Genomic DNA, 25,413 nt, shown 5'->3' on the forward strand with positions numbered 1-25,413 from the left:
ACGGCTACAGTGTCAGCCATGACGAACACCACCTCCCACGATCTCATCGACCAGGTCCTCGACCCCGGATCCTTCATCTCCTGGGACACCCCACCCGTGTACGGCGACATCAGCGACGACTACCGGGCGACCCTCGACCGGGCCCGGGAGAAATCAGGTGTGGACGAGGCGGTCATCACCGGTGAGGGGACCGTCAACGGGGCGCGGGTCGCATTCGTCCTGAGCGAGTTCGGGTTCCTCGGTGGTTCCATCGGGGCGGCGACCGCCCGCCGGATCATCGACGGAATCCACCGGGCGACGGACGGCGGGCTCCCGCTGCTGATCTCACCGGCGTCCGGTGGGACACGGATGCAGGAGGGAACCCCGGCGTTCGCTCTGATGGTCTCCATCACGACCGCGGTCTACCGGCACAAGGACGCCCATCTGCCGTTCCTGGTGTACCTCCGGAACCCCACAACCGGTGGGGTGATGGCGTCCTGGGGCTCGGCCGGGCACTTCACGTTCGCGGAACCGGGTGCGCTGCTGGGATTCCTCGGACCGAGGGTCGTCGAACTCACCACGGGCACCCCGATGCCGGAAGGCGTGCAGCGGGCGGAGAATCTCGCTGCCCGCGGAGTCATCGACGGCGTCGTCTCACCGGGCCAGCTGCGGGAGGCCGTGGTGAAGATCGTCGATGTCCTGCGTCCCCCGACCACGGACGCGCACTCCATCGACGCCGCGGCGACGGCGCCCCCGGAGGAACCACGGATCGACGTGTGGGACGCGATCACCGCCACCCGCCGCACCGACAGACCAGGGCTGAGGAATCTCGTCGGGCGACTCTCCGAACACCTCATCCAGTTGTCCGGGACCGGCGACGGGCGCATCTCCCCCGCCGTCATCGTCGCCCTCACCCGGATCAAGGGGCAGCCCTGCGTGCTCATCGGCCAGGACCGGCACGCCCAGCCGCCGCACGCGGACACCGAACTCGGACCGGCCGCGCTCCGCTTCGCGCGCCGCGGTGTGGCACTCGCCCACGGCCTGGGGCTGCCGCTGGTCAGTGTCATCGACACACCGGGGGCAGAGTTGTCCGCCGCGGCAGAGGAGGCCGGCATGGCGGGGTCGATCGCCCGGACCCTCGGCGAGCTCGTCGACGTCGATGTCCCGACGGTCTCCGTGATCCTCGGACAGGGGTGCGGCGGCGGGGCGCTGGCGATGCTGCCCGCAGACACCGTGCTCGCGGCGGAACACGCATGGCTCTCCCCGCTTCCGCCCGAGGGCGCCTCGGCCATCATCCACCGGGACACCGCCCACGCCCCGGAGATGATGCGTGAGCAGCGGGTGTCGGCGTTCGCACTGCGGGAGGCGGGCATCGTGGACACGCTCATCCCGGAGAACCCCGACGCGGCGGAGGAACCGGACGAGTTCATCACCCGGGTCCTCTGCTCCGTCGCCGCCGCCCTCCGGGATCTGGCGTCCGATCCGACCAAGGTCGGCCGCGAGCACCGCTTCCGGCACTACGAGCGGTGGGCCATCGAACAGGGGTGACTCGGAGCACACGAAAAAACCGCCCAACGGCCTATTCGGCCGGGGGCGGTTTCCTCATTGTGCGGCGAGAGCCGTCTCCGGCCGTCAGCCGACGCTGATCAGGTCGATCACGAAGACCAGGGTGCGGCCGGAGAGGGGATGTCCACCGCCGGCGGGGCCGTAGGCGGCCTCCGGCGGGATGGTCAGCTGGCGGCGCCCGCCGACCTTCATGCCCGGGATCCCTTCCTGCCATCCGGCGATGAGGCGGTGGAGGGGGAACTCGATGGTCTGTCCACGGTCCCACGAGGAGTCGAATTCCTCGCCCGTCTCGAAGTCGACGCCGACGTAGTGCACCTCCACAAGTCCGTTCGACTGTGCTTCGGGGCCGTCTCCCTCGATGAGGTCGACGATGACGATGTCCTCCGGGGCGGGGCCAGTCTGTGCTTCGATCGTGGGCTTGTCCATGAACGCTCCTTTGGGCTTTAGACGAAATGGGCGGCGGCGCGGCGAATACCGGAACCATCAGATTCAACGGTTTTTCGTAGCGCTGCCGAAAGCCACCTTACGTGGGCTTTCTCGCCCCGAGAAAATCCGGGGGATGCCGGACAGGGAAATACCCGCGGAAATCCGCGGGTATTTCCATCGGAACCGGTACTGCGATCAGCGCTCCGGACGCGGCACGAATTCGCGCAGGGTCTCGCCGGTGTAGATCTGGCGCGGACGGTAGATCTTCGAACCGGGGTTCTCGATGAGCTCGCGGTACTGGGCGATCCAGCCCGGCAGTCGGCCCATGGCGAAGAGCACCGTGAAGAAGTCCGTCGGGAAGCCCATCGCACGGTAGATGAGACCCGTGTAGAAGTCGACGTTCGGGTACAGCTTGCGGGAGATGAAGTAGTCATCCGCGAGGGCGATCTCCTCGAGGTTCAGGGCGAGATCGAGCAGCTCGTCGCCGCCCATCTTCTCCAGCACCTCGTGCGCGGTCGACTTGATGATCGCGGCACGCGGGTCGTAGTTCTTGTAGACGCGGTGGCCGAAGCCCATGAGGCGGACACCGGCCTCCTTGTTCTTGACGCGGGTCATGAAGTCGGTCGCGTCGCCGCCGTTGGCCTTGATCTCGTCGAGCATCTCGAGCACGGCCTGGTTCGCGCCACCGTGCAGCGGACCGGACAGGGCGTTGATGCCCGCGGCGATGGACACGAACATGTTCGCCTGGGCGGAGGCGACCATGCGGACCGTCGAGGTGGAGCAGTTCTGCTCGTGATCGGCGTGGAGGATGAGCAGCTGATCGAGGGCCTTGGACATGACCGGGTCGACCTCGTAATCCTCGGTCGGGAAGCCGAACATCATCCGCAGGAAGTTCTCGCGGGTGTTGAGCTTGTTGTCCGGGTACATCCACGGCTCACCGTGGCGGGCGCGGTGCGCCATCGCAGCCAGCATCGGCACCTTGGCCATAAGCCGGACGGTGGCCTTGTCGCGGTGCTCCGGATCCAGCGGGTCGAGCGAGTCCTGGTAGTAGGTCGAGAGAATGTTGAGGGATGAGGCCAGGACGGACATCGGGTGCGCGTCACGGGGGAACACGCGGAACTGGCTCTTGAAATCCTCGTCGATGAGGGTGTGGTGACGGACCTCGTCGTTGAACTTGGTCAGCTGCTCCTGGGTGGGAAGCTCACCGTGGATGAGCAGATAGGAGACCTCGTTGAAGGTCGCCTTCTCAGCGAGGTCCTCGATGGCGTAGCCGCGGTAACGCAGAATGCCCTTGTCACCGTCGATGAAGGTGATAGCGGACTCGGTGGAGCCGGTGCTGACGTAGCCCGGGTCGTAGGTGACGAGTCCGGTCTCAGCGAGCATCTTACCCAGGACGATGCCGTCCTGACCTTCGGAAGCCCGCTTGATGTCCATCTCGAACTCACCACCGGGGTAGTGGAGTACGGCCTTGTCCTTGTTGTCAGTTGCCACAATGTACCTTTCAAGCTTTGTCAAATGTCACCCTCCCGGATCTGGGACGGCCAGTGCACCGCAGCGCGATCCGCCGCGTTGGACTTCCACGCTCACCGGGAGGTGTTGTCCGGACCACAGTCCGGATAATCACCTCCACGCTATACGGTTTGCCACGCGCAGGCATCAACTCCGGTTGCACCCGCGGTGTCACGCCTGGTCCACGACGATGACACAGACCGATTCCCGCAACCGCCGCTTCAGTCGGCTCACCGGCCGGTGGAACTGAGGAATCCCGGCACGTGGCACTCTCTGTGAAGTTGGCTTCATTTCCCCAGTTGAAGGGGGTTTCCGGAGGCCGGGATCCGGGAATCAACGGTACCGGTCCCATAGCTCCGGCAGGTCATGATTTCACGGCTCGACCCCGAACACCCAATGGAGTGGGGTGTGGCACAGTTTAGCAAACGATGTGACCGCACCGACACGGGAAGTCCACCGCGCACAACCCCGCTACACCCGCTACGGGGGAGAAAGAGACCCCCGACCACCCCCGTCGATCACGCCTCCCCGGGACACCGGAACCCAGCGCGCCCCGTCCCGATCTCAGACGACCCTGTGTCTCCGGATACGGGCTACGGCCGCACTGACGATACCCTCCCGATGATATCCCGGGATCCGGGAGCTACCGGGACCACCTGCGTCACCGACGCCCGAGCCTGTCCCCCACCCCGGATTGCGCCCCTGCTTCCGCCCCGGGGACTAGAGTTGCCTGGGTACGGTTCCGGTGCCTGAACCCGGCCACGGAACCGATCACGGCCCCAGTACCCGACGAGGAAGAACACACCTACCGCCATGACCGATCAGTTCCCCACTCTCCCCGCGAACCTGTTGCCCGCTGACGGCCGCTTCGGCTGCGGCCCGTCGAAGGTTCGTCCCGCGCAGCTCCAGGCCATCGTCGACGGTGCCACCGGAATCGTGGGCACCTCCCACCGCCAGGCCGCCGTCCGCGATGTCGTGGGCTCCCTCCGCGAGGGTCTGACCGAACTGTTCAGCCTGCCGGAGGGATACGAGATCGTCCTGTCCCTCGGTGGCGCAACCGCGTTCTGGGATGCTGCTACCTATGGCCTGATCCGCGAGCGCTCCGCCCACCTGACCTTCGGTGAGTTCTCGGGCAAGTTCGCGACCGCGGCCAAGAAGGCACCGTGGCTCGCCGACCCGGAGATCCTCGCGGCCGATCCCGGCGACGCCCCCACCCCGCGTGCGTTCGACGGCTGCGATGTCATCGCCTGGGCACACAACGAGACGTCGACCGGTGCAATGGTCCCCGTCACCCGCCCCGAGGGCTCCGGTGATTCGCTGGTGGTCATCGACGCGACCTCGGGTGCGGGCGGTCTCCCGGTTGCGATGGACCAGGCAGACGCCTACTACTTCTCACCGCAGAAGTGCTTCGCTTCCGACGGTGGCCTGTGGTTCGCCGCCATGAGCCCGGCGGCGATCGAGCGGATCGCCGAGATCAACGCCTCCGACCGGTTCATCCCCGCCTTCCTCAACCTGCAGACCGCCGTGGACAACTCCCGGAAGAACCAGACCTACAACACCCCGGCCGTCGGCACGCTGCTGATGATGGACAACCAGGTCCAGTGGATGAACGCCAACGGTGGTCTGGAGGGCATGGTCGAGCGAACCACCGCGAACTCCCGCGCGCTATACTCCTGGGCGGACGCCCGCCCCGAGGCGCACTGCTTCGTCACCGATCCCGCCAACCGGTCGCTGGTCGTCGGCACCATCGACTTCGACGATTCCATCGACGCGGCACGCATCGCCAAGATCCTGCGCGCGAACGGCATCGTGGACGTCGAGCCCTACCGCAAGCTCGGCCGGAACCAGCTGCGGGTCGGCATGTTCCCCGCGATCGACACCACCGACATCGAGAAGCTCACCGCGGCGATCGATTACGTCCTGGATGAGGAGCTCGCCGGCGCGTAGCCGCACAACTCCCCCCCTAACCGGGGAAACCGCACCACCAACACACCACCGCGACCGGATCTTGTGACCGGTTCCGCGGTGGTGTGTGCGTTAGAGTGGGATGACAGCCGGAGTCTCTCCGGCACGTCCGTTTCCATCAGAGCACACAGGGAGATCGCATGCGGGAGCTCAACGTCATACCCGAGGAATCAACGCCCGGGTCGCTGGTGCTCCGCCTGGCGGACCGGGCCGCGGGCGCAACCGAAGACGAACAGTTCTTCCTCGTCGTCGACAACGCCCTCCGCGCCGCGATCACCACCCCCGACGCCACCGTCACACGCGACCTGAGCACGAACGACCGCCCGACCGATACCGCGGAGAAGGAACCGTCGCCCGCCCCCCGCACGACGCGCGAACCCGATCCCCGACTGTCCGCACCGTTACCCATGAGCCCCCGGGAAATCCAGGCCCGGATCAGGGGTGGCGCGAACATCACGGACCTGGCGGAGGAGTGCGGGGTGCCGGAGAGCCGCATCGAGCCGTTCGCGCACCCGGTGCTCCTCGAACGCGGCCGCATCGCCGACCTGGCGAAGCAGGCACATCCCGTCCGTGACGACGGGCCCGCTCCACTCACCCTGTGGGAGGTCCTCGCCACCGCACTCGCGGCCCGCGGCGATGATCTGGGTGACAGCGAATGGGACGCCTACCGGGAGGCTGGCGGCCAATGGGTCATCCTGGTCACCTGGCTCGAGGGGCAGACACGGACGACCGCGGAGTGGTCGTACCACCGCCAGGGGATCAACAACGCGACGGCGGTGGCGCGGAACTCCGTCGCGGCGGCACTGCTCGACCCGAACTTCGGACGTCCCGCCCGTCCCCTGAACCCCGTCCGGGAACTGGACGACGACACCGCCGACGACCGGAGGCAGTCCCCGATGGAAACCGGCACCGGATTCACCGGGCGGCGGGACCACGGCACCGCAGCGGAACCGGCTGCCCCGGAGGCCGACGGAGAGAACGACGAGTTCCTCCGTCACCCGGACGAGGACCAGCAACGCCGCCCCCGACGCAGGGCCATAACACCACACTGGGAGGACGTCCTGTTGGGCGTACGGACCAACACGAAACGACCGAGGAACTGAATACAAGGTGAGCACATCCGCCCACACCGGCGCCGTTGTCACGATCTGGTTCGTCACCGCAACGGACCCGGCGGCCGTCATCGCGAGCGAACCACGCTCCGACCGGGGATTCGGCCGCAAGTACCTGGCCCAGCTCAATCCGGCCTGGCCGATCACCCCGATCGGTCAGTTCGCGTTGAACCGCAGCGTCCCGGCATCCACCGACGAGTACTACATCGCGGGTTACCCCGGGGTCACCCTGGTCCAGACCGTCATGGAGGACGTCCACCGCCTCTCGGAGCTGGAGCCCAGGATCCTGACGTCGCTGCCCGCGAGCGACGTCTACGTCTTCGCGTCCGATCCGGAGACGGACTTCGGCGGTATCGCCCACTTCCGGGACGGTGAGGTGGTCCGCTCCCTGTGCGCCCGTCGTGACCGGCTCTACGAGGACATCGGGCTACCCGACCCCTTCGAACTGCCCTTCTGGGCGGGTGACCACGATGACGGAAACGGGACGGGCATCGATCTCCCGTTCCACCCGGTGGACCTGATTCCCGCAGCTCAGCGAGCATGGCTGGGATTCGATCTCGCGGCGGACGGGCCGGACGTCCATGTGACGGCATTCGCCGTCGACGGCCGGCCGGAGCCCCGGTTCCTCAACGAACCGGACCGCCGCGGGGCACAGGACCTCGACACCGTCGTCGGTCGCGCCTCGTCGAAACTCGGTATCTCCGTGCGGGATCCCGGGTACGACGATTACGAGACCCATGACGACGGCGACGGCGACGGCGACGAATTCCGTCGACTGGCGGAGGCGGGGGCCACGGCCGCCCGTCGGATCGGCCGGATCGTGGCTCGCCGCGGCCGCCACCTGGGGGCGACCATCGGGCAGAAGCTACGGCACACCGACCGCCCCTGATACTCCGACGAGGAACGCCTGTCCCTCTTGCACCGGATTGGAACAGTCGGCGGTGTTCTCAGCGTAGGCTGCGCTGCCGCTCGTAGAACGCCACGGCCGCGGCGGTGGCCAGGTTGAGGGAATCGGTCCCGGGTGCCATCGGTATGCGCGCCCGGACATCGGTCGCCCGCATGGCGTGTTCGGATAGTCCCGGCCCCTCCGCTCCGACGAGGAGTGCGAGCCTGTCCACGGGCGCGCCGTCGGGGCGGGTGACGGCGTCGGCGAGATGCACCGCCCGCGGGTCCGGGGTCAGGGACAACAGGGTGAACCCGTCCGCCCGCAGGTCCGCCAGTCCCCGCTGCCACGTCGTCGGTGTGCCGGGCAGGTGCGCGAACGGTGTCCTGAGGACGTGCCCCATGGAGACCCGCACGACCCTGCGGTAGAGCGGATCGGCGCACCCGGCGCCGAAGAGCACCGCGTCCACACCGAGGCCAGCGGCGTTGCGGAACAGCGAGCCGATGTTCTCGTGGTCGCCGACGCCCTCGAGCACCGCGATGGTGCGTGCACCCTCGATCGCGGCACCGACGCTCATGCCCGGTACCCGGTCGGCCGCGGCCAGCAGCCCACGGTGCATGTCGAATCCGACGGTCTCGGCGAGCGTCCGCCGCTCAACCTCGTAGACGGGGATGTCGGCGGCGGCGACCATCCGTGTCATCTCCGGGTCCGCGAGGAACTCGTCGAGCCGGTTGCCGAATCCGACGATGGAACGCACCGGGAACCGGGAGGCGAGGAGCCTGCCGACGACCAGTGGCCCCTCGGCGATCACCAGGCCCTTACCACCCGGAAGATCGGGCCGGTTGTCGGAGTGGTTGAGATCCCGGTAGTCACGGAGACGGGGATCATCGGCTGAGGTGACGGGTATGCGCAACACGCTGCCATCGTAGGACACGGCCCCGGCCGGGCACACGGACGGCGCCGGTCTTGCCCGCGTGGAAGCGGTGTCGGGGCCGGCGCCGTCGGGGTGTGGTCGGGGAGAACTACGCGATGGCGTGCATCACCGGGTCGATGGTGAAGTACACCATGAACAGCGCGGAGATCAGCCACAGCAGCCAGTGGACCTTCTTCGCCTGTCCGCCGGCCACCGCCATCAGCACGTAGGCGATGAAGCCGACGCCGATGCCGTTGGCGATCGAGTAGGTGAACGGCATGATCACGATGGTCAGGAACGCGGGAAGGGCGATGTGGAACTCGGTGAAGTCGATGTCGACGACCTGCCCCATCATCATCGCCCCGACGACGACGAGCACGGGTGCCGCGGCCTCGATCGGAACGACCTCGTAGAGCGGGGTGAGGAACATCGCGGCGATGAAAAGGATGCCGGTGACGACGTTCGCGAGACCGGTTCGGGCGCCGTCGGCGATACCGGCGGCGGAATCGATGTAGACCGTGTTCGACGACGCGGAGACGCCGCCGCCGACGATGGCGCCGGCACCCTCGACGATCAGGGCGCGCTTCATGTCCGGGAGGTTGCCGTTCTCGTCGACGAGGCGCCCCTGCTTGCCCAGCGCGGTCATGGTGCCCATGGCGTCGAAGAAGTTCGCCAGCACGAGGGTGAACACGAGCAGCGAGGCCGCGAGGACACCGATGCGGCTGAATGCGCCGATGAGGTCGACCGCGCCGACGAGCGACAGGTCCGGCGCACCACCGACGGTATCGGGGAGCTTGGGCACGGCCAGGGACCAGCCGGTGGGGACCGGCTTTCCTTCGACGAAGGAGGGGCCGGAATCGGTGAGCGCCTCGACGATCATGGCGATGATCGTCGTTGCGACGATACCGATGAACAGGCCACCGCGGACCCTGCGGGTGACGAGGATTCCGCAGATGATGAGCCCGGCGCAGAACACGAACGTCGGCCAGGAGCCGATCGAGCCGTTGATGCCGAGACCGACCGGGACCGTGGTGCCCGCGGCATCGGGGATACGACGCACGAAACCGGCGTCGACGAGCCCGATGAGGGCGATGAACAGGCCGATGCCGACCCCCATCGCGGCCTTCAGGGAGTGTGGTATCGCCTCGAACACGGCGACCCGGAAGCCGGACACCGCGAGGATCACGATGATGATGCCGTCGATGACCACGAGGCCCATGGCCTCGGGCCAGGTCAGCCCCTCGGTGGCGACCAGGGTCACCGCGACCAGCGTGTTGATTCCGAGGCCGGTGGCGATACCGAAGGGGTACCGGGCGATCACGCCGAAGGCGATGGTCATCACGCCCGCCGCGAGCGCCGTGACGGCCGCTACCTGCGGGATCCCCAGGGTGTCACCGTTGATGTCGGCGGTGGTGCCGATGATCAGCGGGTTGAGGATGATGATGTAGGCCATGGCGAAGAAGGTGACCACGCCGGCCCGGATCTCGGTGCCGACGGAGGAGCCGCGGGCACTGATGTGGAAGAAACGGTCGAGTGCGCCGTCGGAACGCTGCTGCGTCGTCGGCGCGGCAGCGGGAGCGCTGCCGTTGCTCTCGGTCATGAGTGTGGGGTGTCTTTCCGTACGTACGGTCAGGGAATGTCACACGCCCTCCCGTCCAACCGGGCAAGAGGAATACTGTGCCACGGATACAATGGCACCGGCACGCACCTGTGAGCAACCGGACTTCCTGCAGGACCGGACGTGATTCGGTGTCATCCCCGCGCCCGATGGGCGACCCGCAGGACACACCCCGCGGACGCACCCCGACCTCCCGAACCTGACTGTGACAACAATTCTGCTGATAGACAACCACGATTCCTTCACCCATCTGCTCGGCGACCTGATTCACCGCGCGACCGGGATAGCACCCCGTATCCTCCCGAACAACTCCCCCCGACTCACCCCCGAGCTCCTGAGCTCCGCGGATGTGGTCGTCATCTCCCCCGGCCCCGGATCGCCGCACTCTCCCGAGGATCTCGGTGTCTCCGCCGCCGCGATCGCCCAGGACCGGGTGCCGGTGATCGGCATCTGCCTCGGGCATCAGGCCATCGCCCTGGCGGCCGGCGCGACCGTCAACCGCGCCCGCCATCCACGTCACGGCCTGGCGAGCAGGGTCACCCATGACGGCACCGGAGTCTTCAGCGGTGTCCCCTCCCCCATGGAGGTCGTGCGCTACCACTCGCTCGACGTCACCGATCCGCCGCCGAACATCGATGTTCTCGCGCGGGCGGACGACGGCACGATCATGGCGCTGCGGCGGACGGACGCCCCGCAGTGGGGCGTCCAGTTCCATCCCGAGTCCATCGGGACGCACCACGGGGGGAAGCTTCTGCGGAACATGGTCGAGGAGGCACTCCGGCACACCGGATCACGCGTGACCGACGGCGCGCATCGGTGGCGACGGATACCGGTCACGGATCCTCCCGGGGCGCTTGAGGTCGCCGACGTCTGGCGGAGCAGGTATCCGACGCTGATCTGGCTCGACGGCTCCACACCCGACTCCGGCGGATCGGAGACCGGTGCCGGGGAGGCCCAGTCACCGTCGGCCCTCCCCGGAGCAACCGGAATCGTCGCGGCCGGGCACCGCCTGGTTCACCCGTCGGACATCCCCGCAGGCCAGCTCACCCCGGACAGTGCACCGGCCCGGCCCGACATCGTGCCCGGCGCGTTCGGGGTCCTGACCTACGAGGCGTCGGGTGGGTGGGACGGCGCGACCCCGGCACAGGTCGACTCCGGCGAACGGCTGCTCGTCCCCGAGGTCGTCTACCAGTGCGGCCCCGCCGGCGGTCATCTCACGTTCCCCGCCGACATGTCGGACGACGAGGCCCTGGCGCTCCTGCCCGGGTCGGGGCCAGGTCGCGCCGCGCCGGTTCCGTCCGCACCGGCGCTCACCGGTACGGTGCAGCTGCGGCACGACGCCACGACGTACCGGGAGCTGGTCGAGCGGTGCAGGCGGTACATCGAGCTCGGTGAGTCCTATGAGCTCTGTCTGACGACACGGGCCACCGCGGAGCTGACGGAGGATCCGGATCCGTTCGCCCTGTTCCTCCGGCTCCGGGATCTCGCCGCGGCGCCTCGCGCGGGTTTGTTCATCACCCCGGAGCGATCGGTGCTGTCAGTCTCCCCGGAACGGTTCGTGACGGTCACCGCGGGCGCCGTGACCGCGTCGCCGATCAAGGGGACCCGTCCGAGGGGCACGACCCCCGGGCGGGACGCCGCACTGATCGAGGAACTCGCCTCGAGCGTGAAGGATCGCGCGGAGAACATGATGATCGTCGATCTGCTGCGCAACGATCTGGCTCGCAGCTGCATCCCCGGGTCCGTGACCGTCCCGGAGCTGTGCGCCGTCCACACCTTCGACCGGGTGCACCAGATGATCTCCACCGTGACCGGCCGACTCCCGGTGACCGCGACGGGAGTCGACGCGGCACTCGCGGCATTCCCCCCGGGCTCGATGACCGGCGCCCCGAAACAACGCAGCATGGACATCCTCGCGGAGCTCGAGCAGACGCCACGTGGCGTCTACTCGGGGTGCATGGGCTGGTTCTCCGCCACCGGTGACGTCGACCTGTCGGTGCTGATCCGCACCGTGGTGGTCACCGGCAGGACGCTGACCTACGGCGCCGGAGGCGCTGTGACGCGATTGTCGGATCCGGCGGAGGAATGGGCGGAGGTCATGGTGAAGATGCTCCCGTTCCGGCTGCTGCTGGGAACCGACCTTCCGGGGGAGGACCGGTGAGCGGCGGTGTCCGGGTCGCCACTTCGTTCCGGATGGTCGACGGCCGGGTCCGGTGCTGGGACGCGCACATCAATCGTCTCGGTCCGCTGCTCCCGGTTGGGGCGGAACGGTACATCCGTTCGGAGCTGCGGGCCGCGGGGCCGGGTGCCTTCAATCCGATGGTCACGGTCGGCCCGGACGGCGTGGAGGTACTGATCCGCCCTGACCGTGGTTTCTCCGATCTGGTGACCGTCGACGCGATCGGCCACCGGGATCTGCGTCGTGCCCCCACGGTGAAGGGCCCCGATCTCGGATGGCTCGCGGGACGGCTGGCGGAGTCCCGGGGGCGGGGCGCAGGAGAGGGCCTGCTCCTCGACGACTCCGGTCGCGTCGTGGAGGCCGTCTACTCCGCGGTCCTGGTGCTGGGGAGTGGCCGGGCGACACTCGTCCGGCATCCCCGGTCCCTGGAGTCCACGACGGCCGCCGGTGTCTCCGGTTATCTCCGCTGCGCGGGATGGACGATCACCGACCGGGCCGCGGTCACGCCGGATGAGCTCATGGACTCACCGGTCTGGTTGCTCAACGCGTTCTCCGGTGTCCGGGCGGTCAGCGGGTGGATCACGGAGGATGGGCCCGTCACCGCGCCGGAGGCGGTGAACGCCGGCCCGGCCGGTGTATCCGGTGCAGAAAGATGGCTCTGGGCGAACGCGGCGCGGCTCTAGAACTCGACGGTGGACTCGTCGTCGAAAGCCGTTCCCTCCGGCTGCCCGAGGGTCTCTGCGGGTGGTGTGTCCGAATGTGCGCCACAGCCGTAGCCGCTGTGCGCGACGCGCCCGTCAGCGGCGTACTCGTTGGTGCACACACCGAAACTGCCCATCACGTCCTCAGGCATCGGCACCCAGAACGCACAGCTGCCACAGTGCAGCGCCGCGTGCCGCGCGAATTCACTGGTGGGACCGAAGTCACTTCCCCGCCACCTGTGGAGGGTTTCATCGAGTCCGTGCCGGGTGAGCCGCTTGGCGGTGTGCTGGCACGGGATCGCGGGGCGATTCGGCCCGGAGGTACCGTCCAGTTCGGTGGCGTCGACGAGCCGCTCGTCATCGGGCCGCGGTGGCATCACGTCGCCGGGCCCGAGATCCCCGGGGCGGACCCGGTCCGCGTAGGGCACCCAGTCGGGAGCCCTCAGTGCCTCTCTGCCCGGCTGCAGGGCGACCTCGTTGACGGTGATCCGCTCGGAGCCCGGCGCGCAGGCCACCACCGCCACCCATTCCCAGCCCCCGTACCCGGGTACGTCAGCCGCAAAGCGGTGGATGACGGCGTGCTCCCCGGTCCGCGTGACGCCGAGGTGAACTCCGACGTCGCCCTCTCCGAGTTCGACGACCGCATCCCGCGCGACAGCGATCGCCGTGGCCCCGAGCAGGGGATCCCCCGTCGGCTTCTGCTGCGGTCCAGCGGTCCGGTTTCGTCTGCGGTTTCTCTTCGGCACGCGTTCATTATCCCGTATCTGATGCATGATGGACGAATGCCCCCTGTCCTGTCCCGGATTCTCACCGCAACGCTGACGACGCTCCTGCTGGCCGGTTGTGCCCGGGAACCGGCCCCCCGGGTCGAGGATGGCCCGGAAGTGGAGCGATTGGGTGTCGAGGTGGTGGCGCAGCACCCGATGGATCCACGCAGTTTCACGCAGGGACTGGAGTTCGACGGCGAACGCCTCCTCGTCGGGACCGGGCTCCGTGGTGCCTCCCGGATCTACAGCTCGACGCTCGACGGGACCGAGATCCGGTCCGAGAGGCTGCCCGGGGACCTGTTCGGGGAGGGGATCACCGACACCGGTGCCACGGTCTGGCAGCTGACGTGGAAGAGCGGGACGGCGATCAGACGGGACCGTGAGACCCTCCGGGAGACCGACCGGGTGTCCTACCCCGGGGAAGGGTGGGGTCTGTGCGCCTTCAACGACACCGTGGTGATGTCGGACGGAACCGATCACCTGCGGCTCCTCGATCCCACCAACCTGCGCGAGCGGGCGCGGATACCGGTGACGGTAGCGGGCGAACCGGTGGCACAGCTCAACGAACTGGAGTGCCTGGAAGACCACGGACACAGGTACGTGCTGGCGAACATATGGAAGAGCACGGACATCCTGCGCATAGACCCGGACACGGGAACGGTCGATGCGCTGATCGACGCGTCGGATCTGGCCGCGATGAAGTCCCGCGGTGCCGAGGATGTGTTGAACGGGATCGCCGGTGTCCCGGGAACCGATCGGCTGCTGCTCACCGGCAAACGCTGGGGCACCCTCTACGAGGTGCGTCTGACCGAACACCCCTCGACGGACGGTTAGACTTCGGACATGGCTGATCGAAACAAAAAAGGCAGGAATCTCCGGCAGTTCGTCACGCTCATCGTCGCGGTGGTGATCGTCGTGGTGGTGTCGGTGTTGTTCCAGCACTGGTGGAACAACCGTCCGGGCCCGGCGCCCCGGGAGATCACGATCGAGGCGTCAGCGGGCGGAGAGACGGTGACCGTTCCGCCGTACAGCGCCTGCGAGATCGACGTCGAGTGCCCCGAGGGAGAGGTGACGGATCTGGCGGTCGGAGCGGATGAGAAGCTCACCCTCACGCTTCCCCCCGAGGTCCGGGACCATGACTTCTCCCTGTTGATGATCTACGACAATCCGGCAGCCAACGACCAGCGTCTGTATCCCGGGAACAGCACCAAGGAGGTGGAGGTGCCGGGGTCCGTCGAGCTCAAGGGTGAGGGTGAGGACGGCACGACCGACGCCAGACTGCTCGTCGTCGAGGTGAGGTCACCCCAGATAGGTGTCGACGAGAACGGAACGGAGAGCCCCGTCCGCGTCGTCTGGTCGATCAACGCCCAGCCGTGAGCCGACCGCGGAATCAGGAATCGAGCTCCCGGGCCACGGCGCGGAGAATCTCGGCCACCTGGCGCCCCGTCTTCCGGTCCGGCCTACGTCCCGAACGCAGATCCGGCTGAACCTTCGACTCCAGGAACGTCACCAGGTCCGAGATCATCCCGTGGAGTTCCTCGGGCTGGTACTTGTGCTGCGGCCGCCGGGAGACCCGGGGACTGTCCAGGAGCTTGATGCGCAGCGCCTGCGGCCCACGGCGGCCCGCGGCGAAGTCGAACTCGATCCGCTGCCCGGGATGGAGTTCCTCGACGCCCTCCGGGAGCACCTGCTTTCCCACGAAGCAGTCCTCGTCGCCGGGGTTGGAGACGAAACCGAATCCTCGCTCCGTGTCATACCATTTGACCTTGCCGATGGGCATTGGGAGTCCCCTTTCATTGAGCACTGTGCGTGGCCACGCCTGTGTCGACGAAGAGACATCCGTGACCGGACTCCCCCACCGACACCCGCGCATCGCGTAAAACAATCAATATACCCCGGTCTACCCCACCCCGAAACACACGCCACATACGGGGGCCGCTGCAGCAACGTAGAGGTCACCCGGTACACGCCGGTGATCGTTCCCGTGCACCGGAACTGCGCCGTTGGCGGCCGGCACCGAAAACTGTGACGTATCCGAACCAGGGCACCCCACCTGGGGTTTTCCTTCTACCCGAACATAAAAGCGGCCGATTCTCGACCGGCAGCGTGACAGTTTCGTTATAAACCAGTACCGTAGCCAGTCGTAGGCCCCACCACCGCACCCGCCGGACCCATCGCCACCCTGTCCGGGACACCCGGCGACGCGGTAGCCCGACCGGGGCCTGTGGACCCCCACACAGCACGCACATCTTCATCCCACGGCCGGTCCCACCCGGGACGGTACGTGGAGCGCCGAACACAGACAGCCAGGACAGGGACGGAGCATCACCGGGCCGGAGAACCGGCCGACGGGGGTGCGACCGACAAGCGATGACCGAGAGGAAACGAAACACTTCATGGCCCGCCACGCAAAGAAGACCCACTCACGCATGACCCGACTCGCGGCATCCGCCGTGACCTTCGGCGCCGCCGCATCCATCATGGCGCCGACCGCCGGGGCAGCCCCCTACTCCGACTGGGACCGGCTCGCACAGTGTGAGGCCGGCGGCAACTGGGGCATCAACACCGGCAACGGCTTCTACGGCGGACTGCAGTTCACCCCGGGCACCTGGCGTGCCTACGGTGGCACCGAATACGCGCCGATGCCGCACATGGCGACCCGCGAACAGCAGATCGCCATCGCGGAGAAGACCCTCGCCGGTCAGGGCTGGGGAGCATGGCCCGCCTGCTCCGCACGTCTCGGCCTGAATTCCGCGCCGAACACCAATCGCGGCGTCCCCTCCCCGGCCGCAGCTCCGGAGATCGAGAACATCGTCTCCGCTCCCGCGCAGTTCGATGCCGCGGTGACCGAGGCCGAGGAAGCCGCCACCGGCTCCAGCGACGTCACCCCGGTCGATGCGCTCTACAACGCACTGGTGAATGCCCTGCGCGAGCGGGGACTCCCGGTTCCCCGTGAACTCACGGCCTTCTACCAGGCGAACCGCGGCAATTTCGAGGCGTTCTACAGCGCCAACCGGGACAACATCGAGTTCCTCCTGGGCCGCTAGCCCGCCGGTCCGCCCCTCCCCTCACGGGGATCACGGATCACGAATCATCGAGCCCGGTGCACACAGAGCGCCTGTGTGCACCGGGCTCGATGATTTTCCCGCCATCCCGCGGGGAATCCGCACCAACGTCTTACGCAGGCACGAAAAGCCGGTGGTCGTCGCATCTCTACGACAGCCACCGGCGGAAGCCGGGACAGATGAGGCTAGCGGTTGACCCGGGTGTAGGGGTGCACGTAGCCGAGCTCCTCCACGGGACGCGGGAACACCGTGTCATCACCGAACGGGCTCGACGCGCCGTCAACCTTGGAGACCAGCTCAGTCACCGGATGCCCACCACCGGGAACATGGTCCGGCCAGCCGGGATCGACGTAGGTTTTCTTCTCGATTTTCGACATGCACCCATTGTCTCAAACGCGGCGGAGAAAAGTCACCTTATGACCCTCTAAACTTGGCGGCACCATGAAAAAACCCCACTCGACCCCCGATTCCGGCCCCACGTTCCGCCAGTGGCTGTCCGGGGTTGATGATGACCGGCTCTCCCGGATCATCGGCAATCGCCCCGACACCGCATGGCCGTTACCTCCCGGAATCGGTGCCCTCGCCGCCCGATTGCAGCTCCGGGCCTCCGTCGCGCGCGCCACCGCGGACCTCACGGCCCTCCAACTCGTCGTCCTCGAGGCCGCGGCCGCACTGGGCGGAGAGCTCCACCCGGTGGCCGCCCCCGAGGTGGTCGAGCTGGTCATGGACCGCCTGAATGGCGCGGACGGTTCAGCCGGCGTCAGCCCCCGGACGGTGACACGGATACTGGGGGAACTCATGGACCGCGCCCTGGTCTACGGAACCGACGATCAGCTCCGGGTCACCACCGAGGCCATGTCCTCACTCCCCGCGAACTGGCAGCTCCTCCCCGATCCGGGTGGCCGCGCGGGACAACTCGACGAGGACACGGCGCGCTCACGCATCGACGGACTGGGGCCACGCGAACGCCGCATCCTCGACACCCTCGTCGCCTCGGGCGGATTCGGCCTTTCGAAGGACGCCGCGCCCGATGCCGATCCCGGCCGACCGGTACCCCGGCTCATCGATGCGGGCCTGCTTCTGCGGGTCGACAACCGTACGGTGAAGATGCCCCCGACGGTGCGCGGAATCCTCGACGGAACCGGCGTAGTTCCCCAGCCACTGCTCCCGTCGCCCCGGTGCGGGGACGAACACGAGCTCAGCGCGGATCCGGTGGCGCAGCGCCTGGCCGACGACGAGGGTGCCGGCGCCGGACTCGAGGTAACCCGCCTCATGCGGCGCCTGATCACCGTACTCGGCGAACACCCCGTACCCTGCCTGAAAGAGGGAGGTATCGGCGTCCGTGCCCTCACCAGGCTCTCCAGGGACCTGGACTGCGACGACGTCACCGTCAACCGGCTGATCTGTCTCGGTGTCTCGTCCGGCCTGCTCGGCAGGGGTGAACCCGATCCGCCGCCGGCGGACGATCCGGGAGGAGATCTACTCGCCCCGACGACCGAATCCGATACCTGGCTCGCCAACGGCCCGGCCGCACGCTGGGCGGCGCTCCTGGCCGGATGGTCCCGCTCCAACTGGGCTTACTGGCGGGCCGGACGCAGTGACGCCCGTGGGCGGTCCGTCCATCTCCTGTCCACCGCAACCACGCATCAGGGCCTCCCCGACGTCCGTGCGTTGGTGATGAAGCAGTATGTCCGTCCACCGGACGGAATCCGGCTCAGCCGCGGCGAGTTGGACGAGGATCTCCGATTCACCGCCCCGGTCCCCGCCAGCCGAATCCGACCGGGAACGGTAGACGAGATCATCGCCGAGGCGTCCTGGATCGGGGCGCTGGCCCACGACACCGCGACCACGCCGCTCCGGGCCTTGTCAGACGAGTCCTCCGCGACCCCGACCGAACCGGGACAGGCGCTCGTCGCCGCCACCGCGTCTGTGATCCCGACCCCCGTCGACACGCTCATCGTCCAGAGCGACATGACAGTCCTCGCCCCGGGGCCGCTCGAGCCCGGGCTCGAATCCGAACTGAGTCTCGCCGCGGAAATCGAGTCCGCGGGGTTGGCCAGCGTGTTCCGCGTGACCGAGAACTCCATCCGGCGCGCACTGGACGCCGGCCGCAGCGGCACCGACATCCGTTCGCTCCTGGAACAGCACACCATGGGTGATCTCCCCCAGAACATCGCCTACCTCATCAGCGACGTCTCCCGGCGCCACGGTGCCCTGCGCGGCGGGCCCGCCCTCTGCTACCTGCGGTGTGACGACGAGGCGCTCCTTCTGCAGGTGGCTCAGTCACCCGGCGCACAGAAGGTCGCTCTCCGTGTCATAGCGCCGACCGTCGCGATCGCCCAGGCTCCGCTCATTCAGGTCCTCGACGCCCTCCGGGCGGACGGATTCCAGCCGGTCGCGGAATCCGCCACCGGCGCAAGCCTCGATCTCCGGGCACATCCCTCACGGCTGCGGACGGAAACGCAGCCCGTGCGCACAACATCACCCGAAACCGGTGCGACGCGCACCCGGGACGTGGTCGCCGCCGTACGACGCGGCGAAGCCGCCCAGGACGCCGCCAGGAAGGGACGCCCCGCCACGGACGACACCGGGAGGATCATCCAGGGAGCGCGTGCCCTGGGCCTCCTCCAGGCCGCGGCGCGGTCAAATCAGACGGTGACCCTGGGTTTCGTCGACAATCACGGGCAGGCGGACTACCGCCGCATCACCCCGGTCATGGTGTCGGGAGGCCAGGTCGACGCGGTGGACGAGGCGACCGGGGAAACCCGCCGTTTCCTCCTCCACCGCATCACCGAGGTGATCCTCGGCGAAGACTGACGCGCGGACACCACACGGCCGACAGTGCAATAATGGTGGTTTGTCCCCGACCCGGGGATGTTCCCCGAAGCTGGAGAGGACGTGACCGCCTGTGCCCATCGGCGATGGACCACTGATCGTGCAGTCCGATAAAACCGTGCTGCTGGAGACAGGGCACGAGAAGGCCGACGCTGCCCGGTCGGCGCTGGCGCCGTTCGCCGAACTCGAACGCGCCCCGGAGCACGTGCACACCTACCGCATCACCCCACTGGCACTGTGGAACGCCCGGGCCGCGGGACACGATGCGGAACAGGTCGTCGACATGCTCGAGACCTACTCGCGTTTCCCCGTGCCGCAGGCGCTGCTCATCGATGTCGCGGAAACCATGAGCCGCTATGGCCGGGTGCGACTGCACAAGGACCCGGCACACGGGCTCACACTCGAATCGGACGAGGCCGCCATTCTCGCCGAGCTCATCCGGCACCGGAAGATCGCACCGATGCTCGGGCAACGGATCGATGACACCACCTTCGTGGTACATCCGAGCGAACGGGGCCGGCTCAAGCAGGAGCTGCTCAAGGTCGGCTGGCCCGCCGAGGATCTCGCCGGATACGTCGACGGGGAGGCGCACCCCATCGAACTGTCCACCGAGAATGAACAGTGGGCGCTGCGTGACTACCAGGCCCAGGCCGCCGAGGCGTTCTGGGCGGGCGGCAGCGGTGTGATCGTACTCCCCTGCGGCGCAGGGAAGACGATGGTCGGTGCCGCGGCGATGGCGAAAGCCAAGGCCACCACACTCATCCTGGTCACCAACACCGTCGCCGGCCACCAGTGGCGCGACGAGCTGATCCGCAGGACCTCCCTCACCGCCGACGAGATCGGCGAGTATTCGGGGGAGGTCAAGGAGATCCGCCCCGTCACCATCGCGACCTACCAGGTGGTCACCCGGCGCACGAAGGGCGAGTTCAGGGCCCTCGAACTGTTCGACTCCCGCGACTGGGGGCTGATCATCTACGACGAGGTGCATCTCCTGCCCGCCCCGGTGTTCCGGATGACCTCGGATCTCCAGTCCCGGCGGCGACTCGGACTCACCGCGACCCTCGTACGCGAGGACGGCCGCGAGGGCGACGTGTTCTCCCTCATCGGCCCCAAACGCTTCGACGCACCATGGAAGGACATCGAGGCACGTGGCTACATCGCCACCGCCGACTGCGTCGAGGTCCGCGTCACCATGACCGACGCCGAACGCATGGCCTACGCAACCGCGGAATCCGCGGACCGCTACCGCCTGGCGGCGTGCGCCGGATCCAAGATGCGGGTCATCCGTAAACTCCTGGCGAGACACGCGGGCCAGCCGACCCTGGTGATCGGCGCCTACCTGGACCAACTGGAGGAGATCGGACAGACGATCGACGCCCCCGTCATCGAGGGCAGCACCTCGAACAGGCAACGGGAGAAACTGTTTGCCGCGTTCCGTGCCGGGGAGATCGACGTCCTCGTCGTCAGCAAGGTCGCGAACTTCTCCATCGACCTTCCGGAGGCCGCCGTCGCCATCCAGGTGTCGGGCACCTTCGGTTCCAGGCAGGAGGAGGCACAGCGCCTCGGCAGGCTGCTGCGCCCGAAGGCCGACGGCGGTGAGGCCCACTTCTACTCGGTCGTCTCCCGCGACAGCCTGGACACCGACTACGCGGCGCACCGGCAGCGTTTCCTCGCTGAGCAGGGCTACGCGTACCGCATCATGGACGCAGCGGATCTGCCGGATCCCGGCATCTAGACTGACAGACGGCACCGGCCACAGATTCCAACCACGGAAGGTAACCCCTCGTGATGAGCGCAACCGACTTCCCCTTCGCCGTCGATGAGACCCACAACAAGGCGAACAACGAACTGTTCCGGGATTCCCGTCGCCTCGTGGTATCCGCGGGAGTGTTCGGCCTGATCCAGCTCGCCGTCGCGGCCGGGGTCCTCCTCTACTTCGGTGGACAGCCGTGGGTGTGGATGATGGCGATCGCCCTGACCGTGATGGCCCTGGTGAGTTTCGGCATGATGGTGGTCCTGCCCAGGAAGGTCGGAACCGCACAGGAACTCTACGACCGCTACCCCCTGGCACCCGCGATCGTCGCGGAGGTCAACGAACGGGATCTCGTGCTCCTGGCACTGGTCGACACGACCGTCGATGAAACCGGGGAACCCCGGTGGGCACTCGCCGCCCGGACGGTCACCAGGCTCGCGGGCCATCCGCGGAAGGTCGGTGAACGGGTCCCGTCGGTGGCGGTGTCCGGGCAGCGGAACCTCTCGGATCGGGAACACTGGAGCGAGGTCACCCCGATGCCGATCTCCTGGGCGACCCCGGACAGGAGCGTGATCGACCGCGCCGCCGACGCCATTCCGGCTGCCCGGTGGAAACGCCTGGAGAAGTCCGTCGATCGTCTCGCCGAGGTCCGCGAAACCCCGGCCGACCTGCTCGTTCTCGACTGACCTCCGCGTCCGGAGCATTTACCGGCTCAGCCATCCGTTCCCCGGTCACCGGACCGCCGCGGAGTTTTGATCTCTTTTCATGTCCGGAATCCACCTCTTGGCTGCGGCGCGGAGCGGTTCGCTTCACCGACCACCGGATCAGAGGCACTCATCAGTGCGAGATCGGGGAATTGTCCGGGATCGGTCGCCCCACACGACAGGCTGGCAGAACCGGCGACGCCCCCCCCCAACAGCTGGTGCACGACCGCAGGCAGCTCTGCATAACCGCAGGGCGCAGGAGAACACCGCACCGGCCCCCGTCGATACCCGGGACGCCGAACAGCCCCCACCGTGAGTTCGCTCCTTCCCCCTGGAAAGTGTGGGGTTCCCACAAACTCGATAGGACACTAAAACTAATAGCGGATATCCCCTTACCCGGATGCCCTCAGCTCAGGAGTTTCACCGTGAATGGAGCTCTCCCATGAACCACGACCGGTGGGATGGCACCGCATGAGTGGATCAACGGGCACGCCGAATCCGGCATCTCCGACAGCCGAGGAACCGGTAAGCACACCCGGGACATCGCCCCACCGTTTGCCCCGGCTCCATCCCGGACCATCGGAGACAGCGCGCCGAGCGCCTTCGAGCATCTGAGCAGCGGACACCTGGCGGAGACTGCGGTGCTGCGGGTCACCGCCTCCGCGACAAGTGTCGCCTGGATCCTGGCTCTGGCATTCAGCAGGACCGGGAGCCATGTCGCGGGACAACTCTCCGCGGGGAGCTTCAGCAGACCGCTCGCAGCGGCAGCCGTTCTCCTGATCTGTGCCGCGCTTCCTCTCCTGGTGTGTCTCAGCCCGGATCCGAGACGCTACCGGCAGCTGATGGTCATCTCCGCCACGGGATACACCGTCACCATCAGCACCCACGTAGTGTTGAATACGGTGTACGGCAGTTCTCCACTCGGCGACCTCCACATGGAGGACCACGCCGGTTTTCCCGCCATGTTCTTCGCCGCTTCACACCGGCCACCGCTCGGATACGCTCTCGGAGCGATCATCATCGCCGCCTCCACAATCCTGAACAACACGATTCCCCACGGCAGCCACTTCTTTCTCGCGATCGCCCACGGTGAGGTCATCCCCTTTCCGTTCCTCGTTTTCCTCGCCTACGCGACCAGCACCGCCCGACGACTCGACGCCCGCGTTGCGTCACTGCACCGTGCCGCGTTGGTGAACGCCGGGTCCCGGACGCTGCGGGAGACAGAGACCCAGTTCCTCGCCCACGTGCATGACAACGTCCTCACGTTGCTCGGCTCCGTCGCCCGGGGTAGCCCCGGGATCGGTACTGAACAGATCATCGGAAGACTGTCACCCGACGGGGTTCCGTACACGGGCGGTGCTCCGGTCGCCGTCCGTGAGCTCATGGATGAGGTGCTGCGAATCGTGACGACCTTCGATCCCAGAACAGTGGTGACGTCGTCGCATGTCCCGTCCACCGCGGTGACTCTCCCGGCTCCGGCAGGGGCGACGATCTGTGACGCCCACCGCGCGAGGCTGCGCTCAATTCCGCGAAACACGCACCGGACGCCCAACGCCGGTGCGAGATCATCGCCACCCACAGCGACAACCGCCTAAGTGCTTTGACCGTCCGCTACAGCGATGACGGCACCGGCTTCAACATCAGACGGATTCCGGACGACAGCGCGGGCCTCCGCCTCACCATATTCGATCGCCTGCGGACGACGAAGGGCGGGATCGTCGACATCGAATCGGCGCCGGGAAAAGGGGTGACCGTCACGATCGGATGGGGCGTCGACAACTACACCCGGATGCCGGCGGAACAACCTCGCGCCCCGTTCAGGTTCCCACCACTCGGACGCCTCACCGGCCGACATGTCACGTACAGTCCGTGGTTCGCGGGGTGCATCGCCATGACACTTCCGGGGATGCAGTGGGTCGCGCGGCACCAGTGCGCCAACCACCCGGCGCAGATTGCCGCGACGATCGGTTTCGGGGTCGCGGTCGCGGCGATCATGACCGGGCGGGAGTTCAAGCTATCCTTGCCCGCGACGTGTGCATCGGTCACGGGCACCCTGATCATGAGTTTCGGCGGCATGTTGATGGGGGGCCGGGCGCAACATGCCGTGGTCCACCCACTGGTGGTTCTACGCCCTCCATTCGATCCTCCCTCTCCTCGCCATCCGGCGGCGTGGCGGAAATGCCGCGGCGACGTTCGGATGCGTCGTCGTAACTGTCGCTGCGGCACGTGCGGCCGGAGCGACGGTGGACGCACCGACTCTGTTGAACATCCTCAACATATTCCCGACGATCTTCGCCGGCGCACTGGTTCCACTGTTGATCAGAAGAGCGACGAGCCAGTTCCCCATCGCGGCGGAAGATGCGTTGAAACACGACGAAGCCGAACACCGCGAAGGTACCCACACCGGATATCTCCGACGGAACTGCGAATGGGTGAAAGCGATGATCGAATTCGCGTTGCCGGATGATCTGCCAACGCAGGAAAGAGCACGCAATGCGCGTCTGCTCGAGATGCGTCTCCGTGATTCAATCAGATCTCCGTTCCTCGACGTACCCGATCTCACCCGGGAGGTGTGGAATGCGAGGAAGCGGGGCGTCAAGGTCACCCTGCTTGATGATCTCACTCCGGCGAGGATCTTCCACCGGAGAACGTCCGATAACTCGGAGCGTCCACCCGAGGTCGATGAAACCTGCTCGCTGGCGGCGGAAATCCTGAAATCAACGAACGGAGGACGGGTGACCGTGCGGCTCATGCCGGGAGGCCGGGAACTGGCGGCGACCATCCTGACGGAGACACCGTCCGGGACGGCCTGCCACAGGATCAGGAATCGCGGTGAGGCGACGCCTGAACAACCGACGTAACCGGGACCCCGGTTGTGCACGGTGCGCTGCGCGGGACCTGGTGAACGGACACGTACAAGCCCTCATTCCGGTCTATCACGGATCCTGGACGACACCTCTGATGGTGGAGAGCCGCCACCGGGCAACGAGACCCCCACACTGCAGGTCCTGAGAGGAGTCTCACCGTTAGGGGTGCCGACGGGTCAACGGCCGGGAGGCGCGATGGAGCGTTTCCGAAGGGGATCACGACGGGATCGTCTGCGCCCGGAGGCCGGATGGCGTGTCCTGAACGGCCGCCCCACCCGGGCCCGACACAATACGCCGGGAAGCCAGCAGCGTACGCGCCGAAGCTCCGACAGTGCACCCCAGGTGCAAAGATACCGGGCCCTCCCCGGGGGGGGCGGTTGCATCAAAAAGAGCACCGGCCCGGGCGGACATTCCTGTCAACCCGGGCCGGTGCCCTTATTGTTCTGTGAAGTTGTAGTGTCGGCGGTGTCCTACTCTCCCACACGCTCCCGCATGCAGTACCATCGGCGCTGGTGGGCTTAGCTTCCGGGTTCGGAATGGGACCGGGCGTTTCCCCAACCGCTAAAACCAC

At 67.4% G+C, this 25,413-nt stretch carries 21 protein-coding genes and 1 rRNA gene; 14 read left to right on the top strand and 8 right to left on the bottom strand.

What is annotated here, in order from left to right:
• Positions 1-18 precede the first annotated feature (18 nt).
• Positions 19-1,527, top strand: coding sequence for a carboxyl transferase domain-containing protein (locus tag JDV75_RS02270; RefSeq protein ID WP_198737616.1), 1,509 nt, complete (start codon positions 19-21; stop codon positions 1,525-1,527).
• A gap of 84 nt (positions 1,528-1,611) precedes the next feature.
• On the opposite strand, the gene fkpA is transcribed toward JDV75_RS02270, so the two are convergent.
• Positions 1,612-1,971, bottom strand: a complete 360-nt coding sequence (fkpA, locus tag JDV75_RS02275; RefSeq protein ID WP_198737617.1) for an FKBP-type peptidyl-prolyl cis-trans isomerase FkpA — start codon at positions 1,969-1,971, stop codon at positions 1,612-1,614.
• Between the two features lie 195 nt (positions 1,972-2,166).
• The gene (locus tag JDV75_RS02280) at positions 2,167-3,462 is read right to left on the bottom strand and encodes a citrate synthase (RefSeq protein WP_198737618.1); all 1,296 of its coding nucleotides are present in this window, start codon (positions 3,460-3,462) and stop codon (positions 2,167-2,169) included.
• 831 nt (positions 3,463-4,293) lie between these two features.
• Between JDV75_RS02280 and serC the strand changes: the two genes are divergently transcribed.
• From serC to JDV75_RS02295, 3 genes are all read left to right on the top strand, one after another.
• On the top strand, positions 4,294-5,427 hold the full coding sequence (gene serC, locus JDV75_RS02285; protein WP_198737619.1) for a phosphoserine transaminase: 1,134 nt from the start codon (positions 4,294-4,296) through the stop codon (positions 5,425-5,427).
• A gap of 158 nt (positions 5,428-5,585) precedes the next feature.
• On the top strand, positions 5,586-6,548 hold the full coding sequence (gene sepH, locus JDV75_RS02290; RefSeq protein WP_198737620.1) for a septation protein SepH: 963 nt from the start codon (positions 5,586-5,588) through the stop codon (positions 6,546-6,548).
• Between the two features lie 7 nt (positions 6,549-6,555).
• Entirely contained in the window at positions 6,556-7,446 is an 891-nt protein-coding gene (locus tag JDV75_RS02295) for a DUF6928 family protein (protein WP_198737621.1), read from the top strand.
• Positions 7,447-7,504: 58 nt separating this feature from the next.
• Here JDV75_RS02295 and JDV75_RS02300 read toward each other — a convergent pair whose 3' ends face one another.
• Both JDV75_RS02300 and JDV75_RS02305 read right to left on the bottom strand, forming a co-directional pair.
• Complete coding sequence (locus JDV75_RS02300) at positions 7,505-8,356, bottom strand: TrmH family RNA methyltransferase (RefSeq protein WP_248096671.1); 852 nt, start codon at positions 8,354-8,356, stop codon at positions 7,505-7,507.
• 106 nt (positions 8,357-8,462) lie between these two features.
• On the bottom strand, positions 8,463-9,953 hold the full coding sequence (locus JDV75_RS02305; protein ID WP_198737622.1) for an NCS2 family permease: 1,491 nt from the start codon (positions 9,951-9,953) through the stop codon (positions 8,463-8,465).
• Positions 9,954-10,176: 223 nt separating this feature from the next.
• Here JDV75_RS02305 and JDV75_RS02310 point away from each other — a divergent pair, with 223 nt between their 5' ends.
• Positions 10,177-12,132, top strand: coding sequence for a chorismate-binding protein (locus JDV75_RS02310; protein ID WP_198737623.1), 1,956 nt, complete (start codon positions 10,177-10,179; stop codon positions 12,130-12,132).
• Positions 12,129-12,833: an aminotransferase class IV gene (locus tag JDV75_RS02315; RefSeq protein WP_198737624.1), complete on the top strand. Its 705-nt coding sequence runs from the start codon at positions 12,129-12,131 to the stop codon at positions 12,831-12,833. Before JDV75_RS02310 ends, JDV75_RS02315 begins: the two co-directional genes overlap by 4 nt.
• Here JDV75_RS02315 and JDV75_RS02320 read toward each other — a convergent pair.
• A complete protein-coding gene (locus JDV75_RS02320; RefSeq protein WP_248096665.1) occupies positions 12,830-13,597 on the bottom strand; it encodes a DUF3027 domain-containing protein in 768 nt (255 codons plus the stop codon). The two genes, JDV75_RS02315 and JDV75_RS02320, sit on opposite strands and share 4 nt — an antisense overlap.
• A 36-nt stretch (positions 13,598-13,633) precedes the next feature.
• On the opposite strand from JDV75_RS02320, the gene JDV75_RS02325 reads away from it, so the two are divergent.
• A complete protein-coding gene (locus tag JDV75_RS02325; protein ID WP_232958062.1) occupies positions 13,634-14,452 on the top strand; it encodes a glutaminyl-peptide cyclotransferase in 819 nt (272 codons plus the stop codon).
• 9 nt (positions 14,453-14,461) lie between these two features.
• Positions 14,462-14,995 (top strand): DUF2771 domain-containing protein, encoded by a 534-nt coding sequence (locus JDV75_RS02330; RefSeq protein WP_198737627.1) that lies wholly within the window; start codon positions 14,462-14,464, stop codon positions 14,993-14,995.
• 13 nt (positions 14,996-15,008) lie between these two features.
• On the opposite strand, the gene JDV75_RS02335 is transcribed toward JDV75_RS02330, so the two are convergent.
• Positions 15,009-15,398, bottom strand: coding sequence for a cold-shock protein (locus JDV75_RS02335; RefSeq protein WP_198737628.1), 390 nt, complete (start codon positions 15,396-15,398; stop codon positions 15,009-15,011).
• A 616-nt stretch (positions 15,399-16,014) separates the two neighbouring features.
• Here JDV75_RS02335 and JDV75_RS02340 point away from each other — a divergent pair.
• Complete coding sequence (locus tag JDV75_RS02340) at positions 16,015-16,665, top strand: resuscitation-promoting factor Rpf1 domain-containing protein (protein ID WP_198737629.1); 651 nt, start codon at positions 16,015-16,017, stop codon at positions 16,663-16,665.
• A 203-nt stretch (positions 16,666-16,868) separates the two neighbouring features.
• Here JDV75_RS02340 and JDV75_RS02345 read toward each other — a convergent pair whose 3' ends face one another.
• The gene (locus tag JDV75_RS02345) at positions 16,869-17,060 is read right to left on the bottom strand and encodes a hypothetical protein (protein WP_198737630.1); all 192 of its coding nucleotides are present in this window, start codon (positions 17,058-17,060) and stop codon (positions 16,869-16,871) included.
• Between the two features lie 64 nt (positions 17,061-17,124).
• On the opposite strand from JDV75_RS02345, the gene JDV75_RS02350 reads away from it, so the two are divergent.
• From JDV75_RS02350 to JDV75_RS02370, 5 genes are all read left to right on the top strand, one after another.
• Complete coding sequence (locus JDV75_RS02350) at positions 17,125-19,500, top strand: helicase-associated domain-containing protein (RefSeq protein ID WP_198737631.1); 2,376 nt, start codon at positions 17,125-17,127, stop codon at positions 19,498-19,500.
• A 91-nt stretch (positions 19,501-19,591) separates the two neighbouring features.
• Positions 19,592-21,253, top strand: coding sequence for a DNA repair helicase XPB (locus JDV75_RS02355; RefSeq protein WP_198737632.1), 1,662 nt, complete (start codon positions 19,592-19,594; stop codon positions 21,251-21,253).
• A 53-nt stretch (positions 21,254-21,306) separates the two neighbouring features.
• Positions 21,307-21,957 (top strand): DUF3239 domain-containing protein, encoded by a 651-nt coding sequence (locus JDV75_RS02360; protein ID WP_198737633.1) that lies wholly within the window; start codon positions 21,307-21,309, stop codon positions 21,955-21,957.
• 479 nt (positions 21,958-22,436) lie between these two features.
• On the top strand, positions 22,437-23,570 hold the full coding sequence (locus JDV75_RS02365) for a hypothetical protein (RefSeq protein WP_198737634.1): 1,134 nt from the start codon (positions 22,437-22,439) through the stop codon (positions 23,568-23,570).
• Positions 23,571-24,074: 504 nt separating this feature from the next.
• Entirely contained in the window at positions 24,075-24,836 is a 762-nt protein-coding gene (locus JDV75_RS02370) for a hypothetical protein (protein ID WP_198737635.1), read from the top strand.
• A gap of 463 nt (positions 24,837-25,299) precedes the next feature.
• Here JDV75_RS02370 and rrf read toward each other — a convergent pair.
• A 5S ribosomal RNA gene (gene rrf / locus JDV75_RS02375) occupies positions 25,300-25,413 on the bottom strand; the annotation flags it as partial.

Origin of the sequence: Corynebacterium meridianum (genome assembly GCF_016342265.1) — a bacterium.
GTDB classification, from domain to species: domain Bacteria; phylum Actinomycetota; class Actinomycetes; order Mycobacteriales; family Mycobacteriaceae; genus Corynebacterium; species Corynebacterium meridianum.

Bases quoted from the DNA above. Each gene is read 5' to 3' on its own strand.
- JDV75_RS02270 (WP_198737616.1), top strand. From the start codon at position 19: ATGACGAACACCACCTCCCACGATCTCATCGACCAGGTCCTCGACCCC.
- sepH (WP_198737620.1), top strand. From the start codon at position 5,586: ATGCGGGAGCTCAACGTCATACCCGAGGAATCAACGCCCGGGTCGCTG.
- serC (WP_198737619.1), top strand. From the start codon at position 4,294: ATGACCGATCAGTTCCCCACTCTCCCCGCGAACCTGTTGCCCGCTGAC.
- JDV75_RS02350 (WP_198737631.1), top strand. From the start codon at position 17,125: ATGAAAAAACCCCACTCGACCCCCGATTCCGGCCCCACGTTCCGCCAG.
- JDV75_RS02365 (WP_198737634.1), top strand. From the start codon at position 22,437: ATGGCACCGCATGAGTGGATCAACGGGCACGCCGAATCCGGCATCTCC.
- fkpA (WP_198737617.1), bottom strand. From the start codon at position 1,971: ATGGACAAGCCCACGATCGAAGCACAGACTGGCCCCGCCCCGGAGGAC.
- JDV75_RS02330 (WP_198737627.1), top strand. From the start codon at position 14,462: ATGGCTGATCGAAACAAAAAAGGCAGGAATCTCCGGCAGTTCGTCACG.
- JDV75_RS02325 (WP_232958062.1), top strand. From the start codon at position 13,634: ATGCCCCCTGTCCTGTCCCGGATTCTCACCGCAACGCTGACGACGCTC.
- JDV75_RS02360 (WP_198737633.1), top strand. From the start codon at position 21,307: ATGAGCGCAACCGACTTCCCCTTCGCCGTCGATGAGACCCACAACAAG.
- JDV75_RS02345 (WP_198737630.1), bottom strand. From the start codon at position 17,060: ATGTCGAAAATCGAGAAGAAAACCTACGTCGATCCCGGCTGGCCGGAC.
- JDV75_RS02340 (WP_198737629.1), top strand. From the start codon at position 16,015: ATGGCCCGCCACGCAAAGAAGACCCACTCACGCATGACCCGACTCGCG.
- JDV75_RS02335 (WP_198737628.1), bottom strand. From the start codon at position 15,398: ATGCCCATCGGCAAGGTCAAATGGTATGACACGGAGCGAGGATTCGGT.
- JDV75_RS02305 (WP_198737622.1), bottom strand. From the start codon at position 9,953: ATGACCGAGAGCAACGGCAGCGCTCCCGCTGCCGCGCCGACGACGCAG.
- JDV75_RS02370 (WP_198737635.1), top strand. From the start codon at position 24,075: ATGCCGTGGTCCACCCACTGGTGGTTCTACGCCCTCCATTCGATCCTC.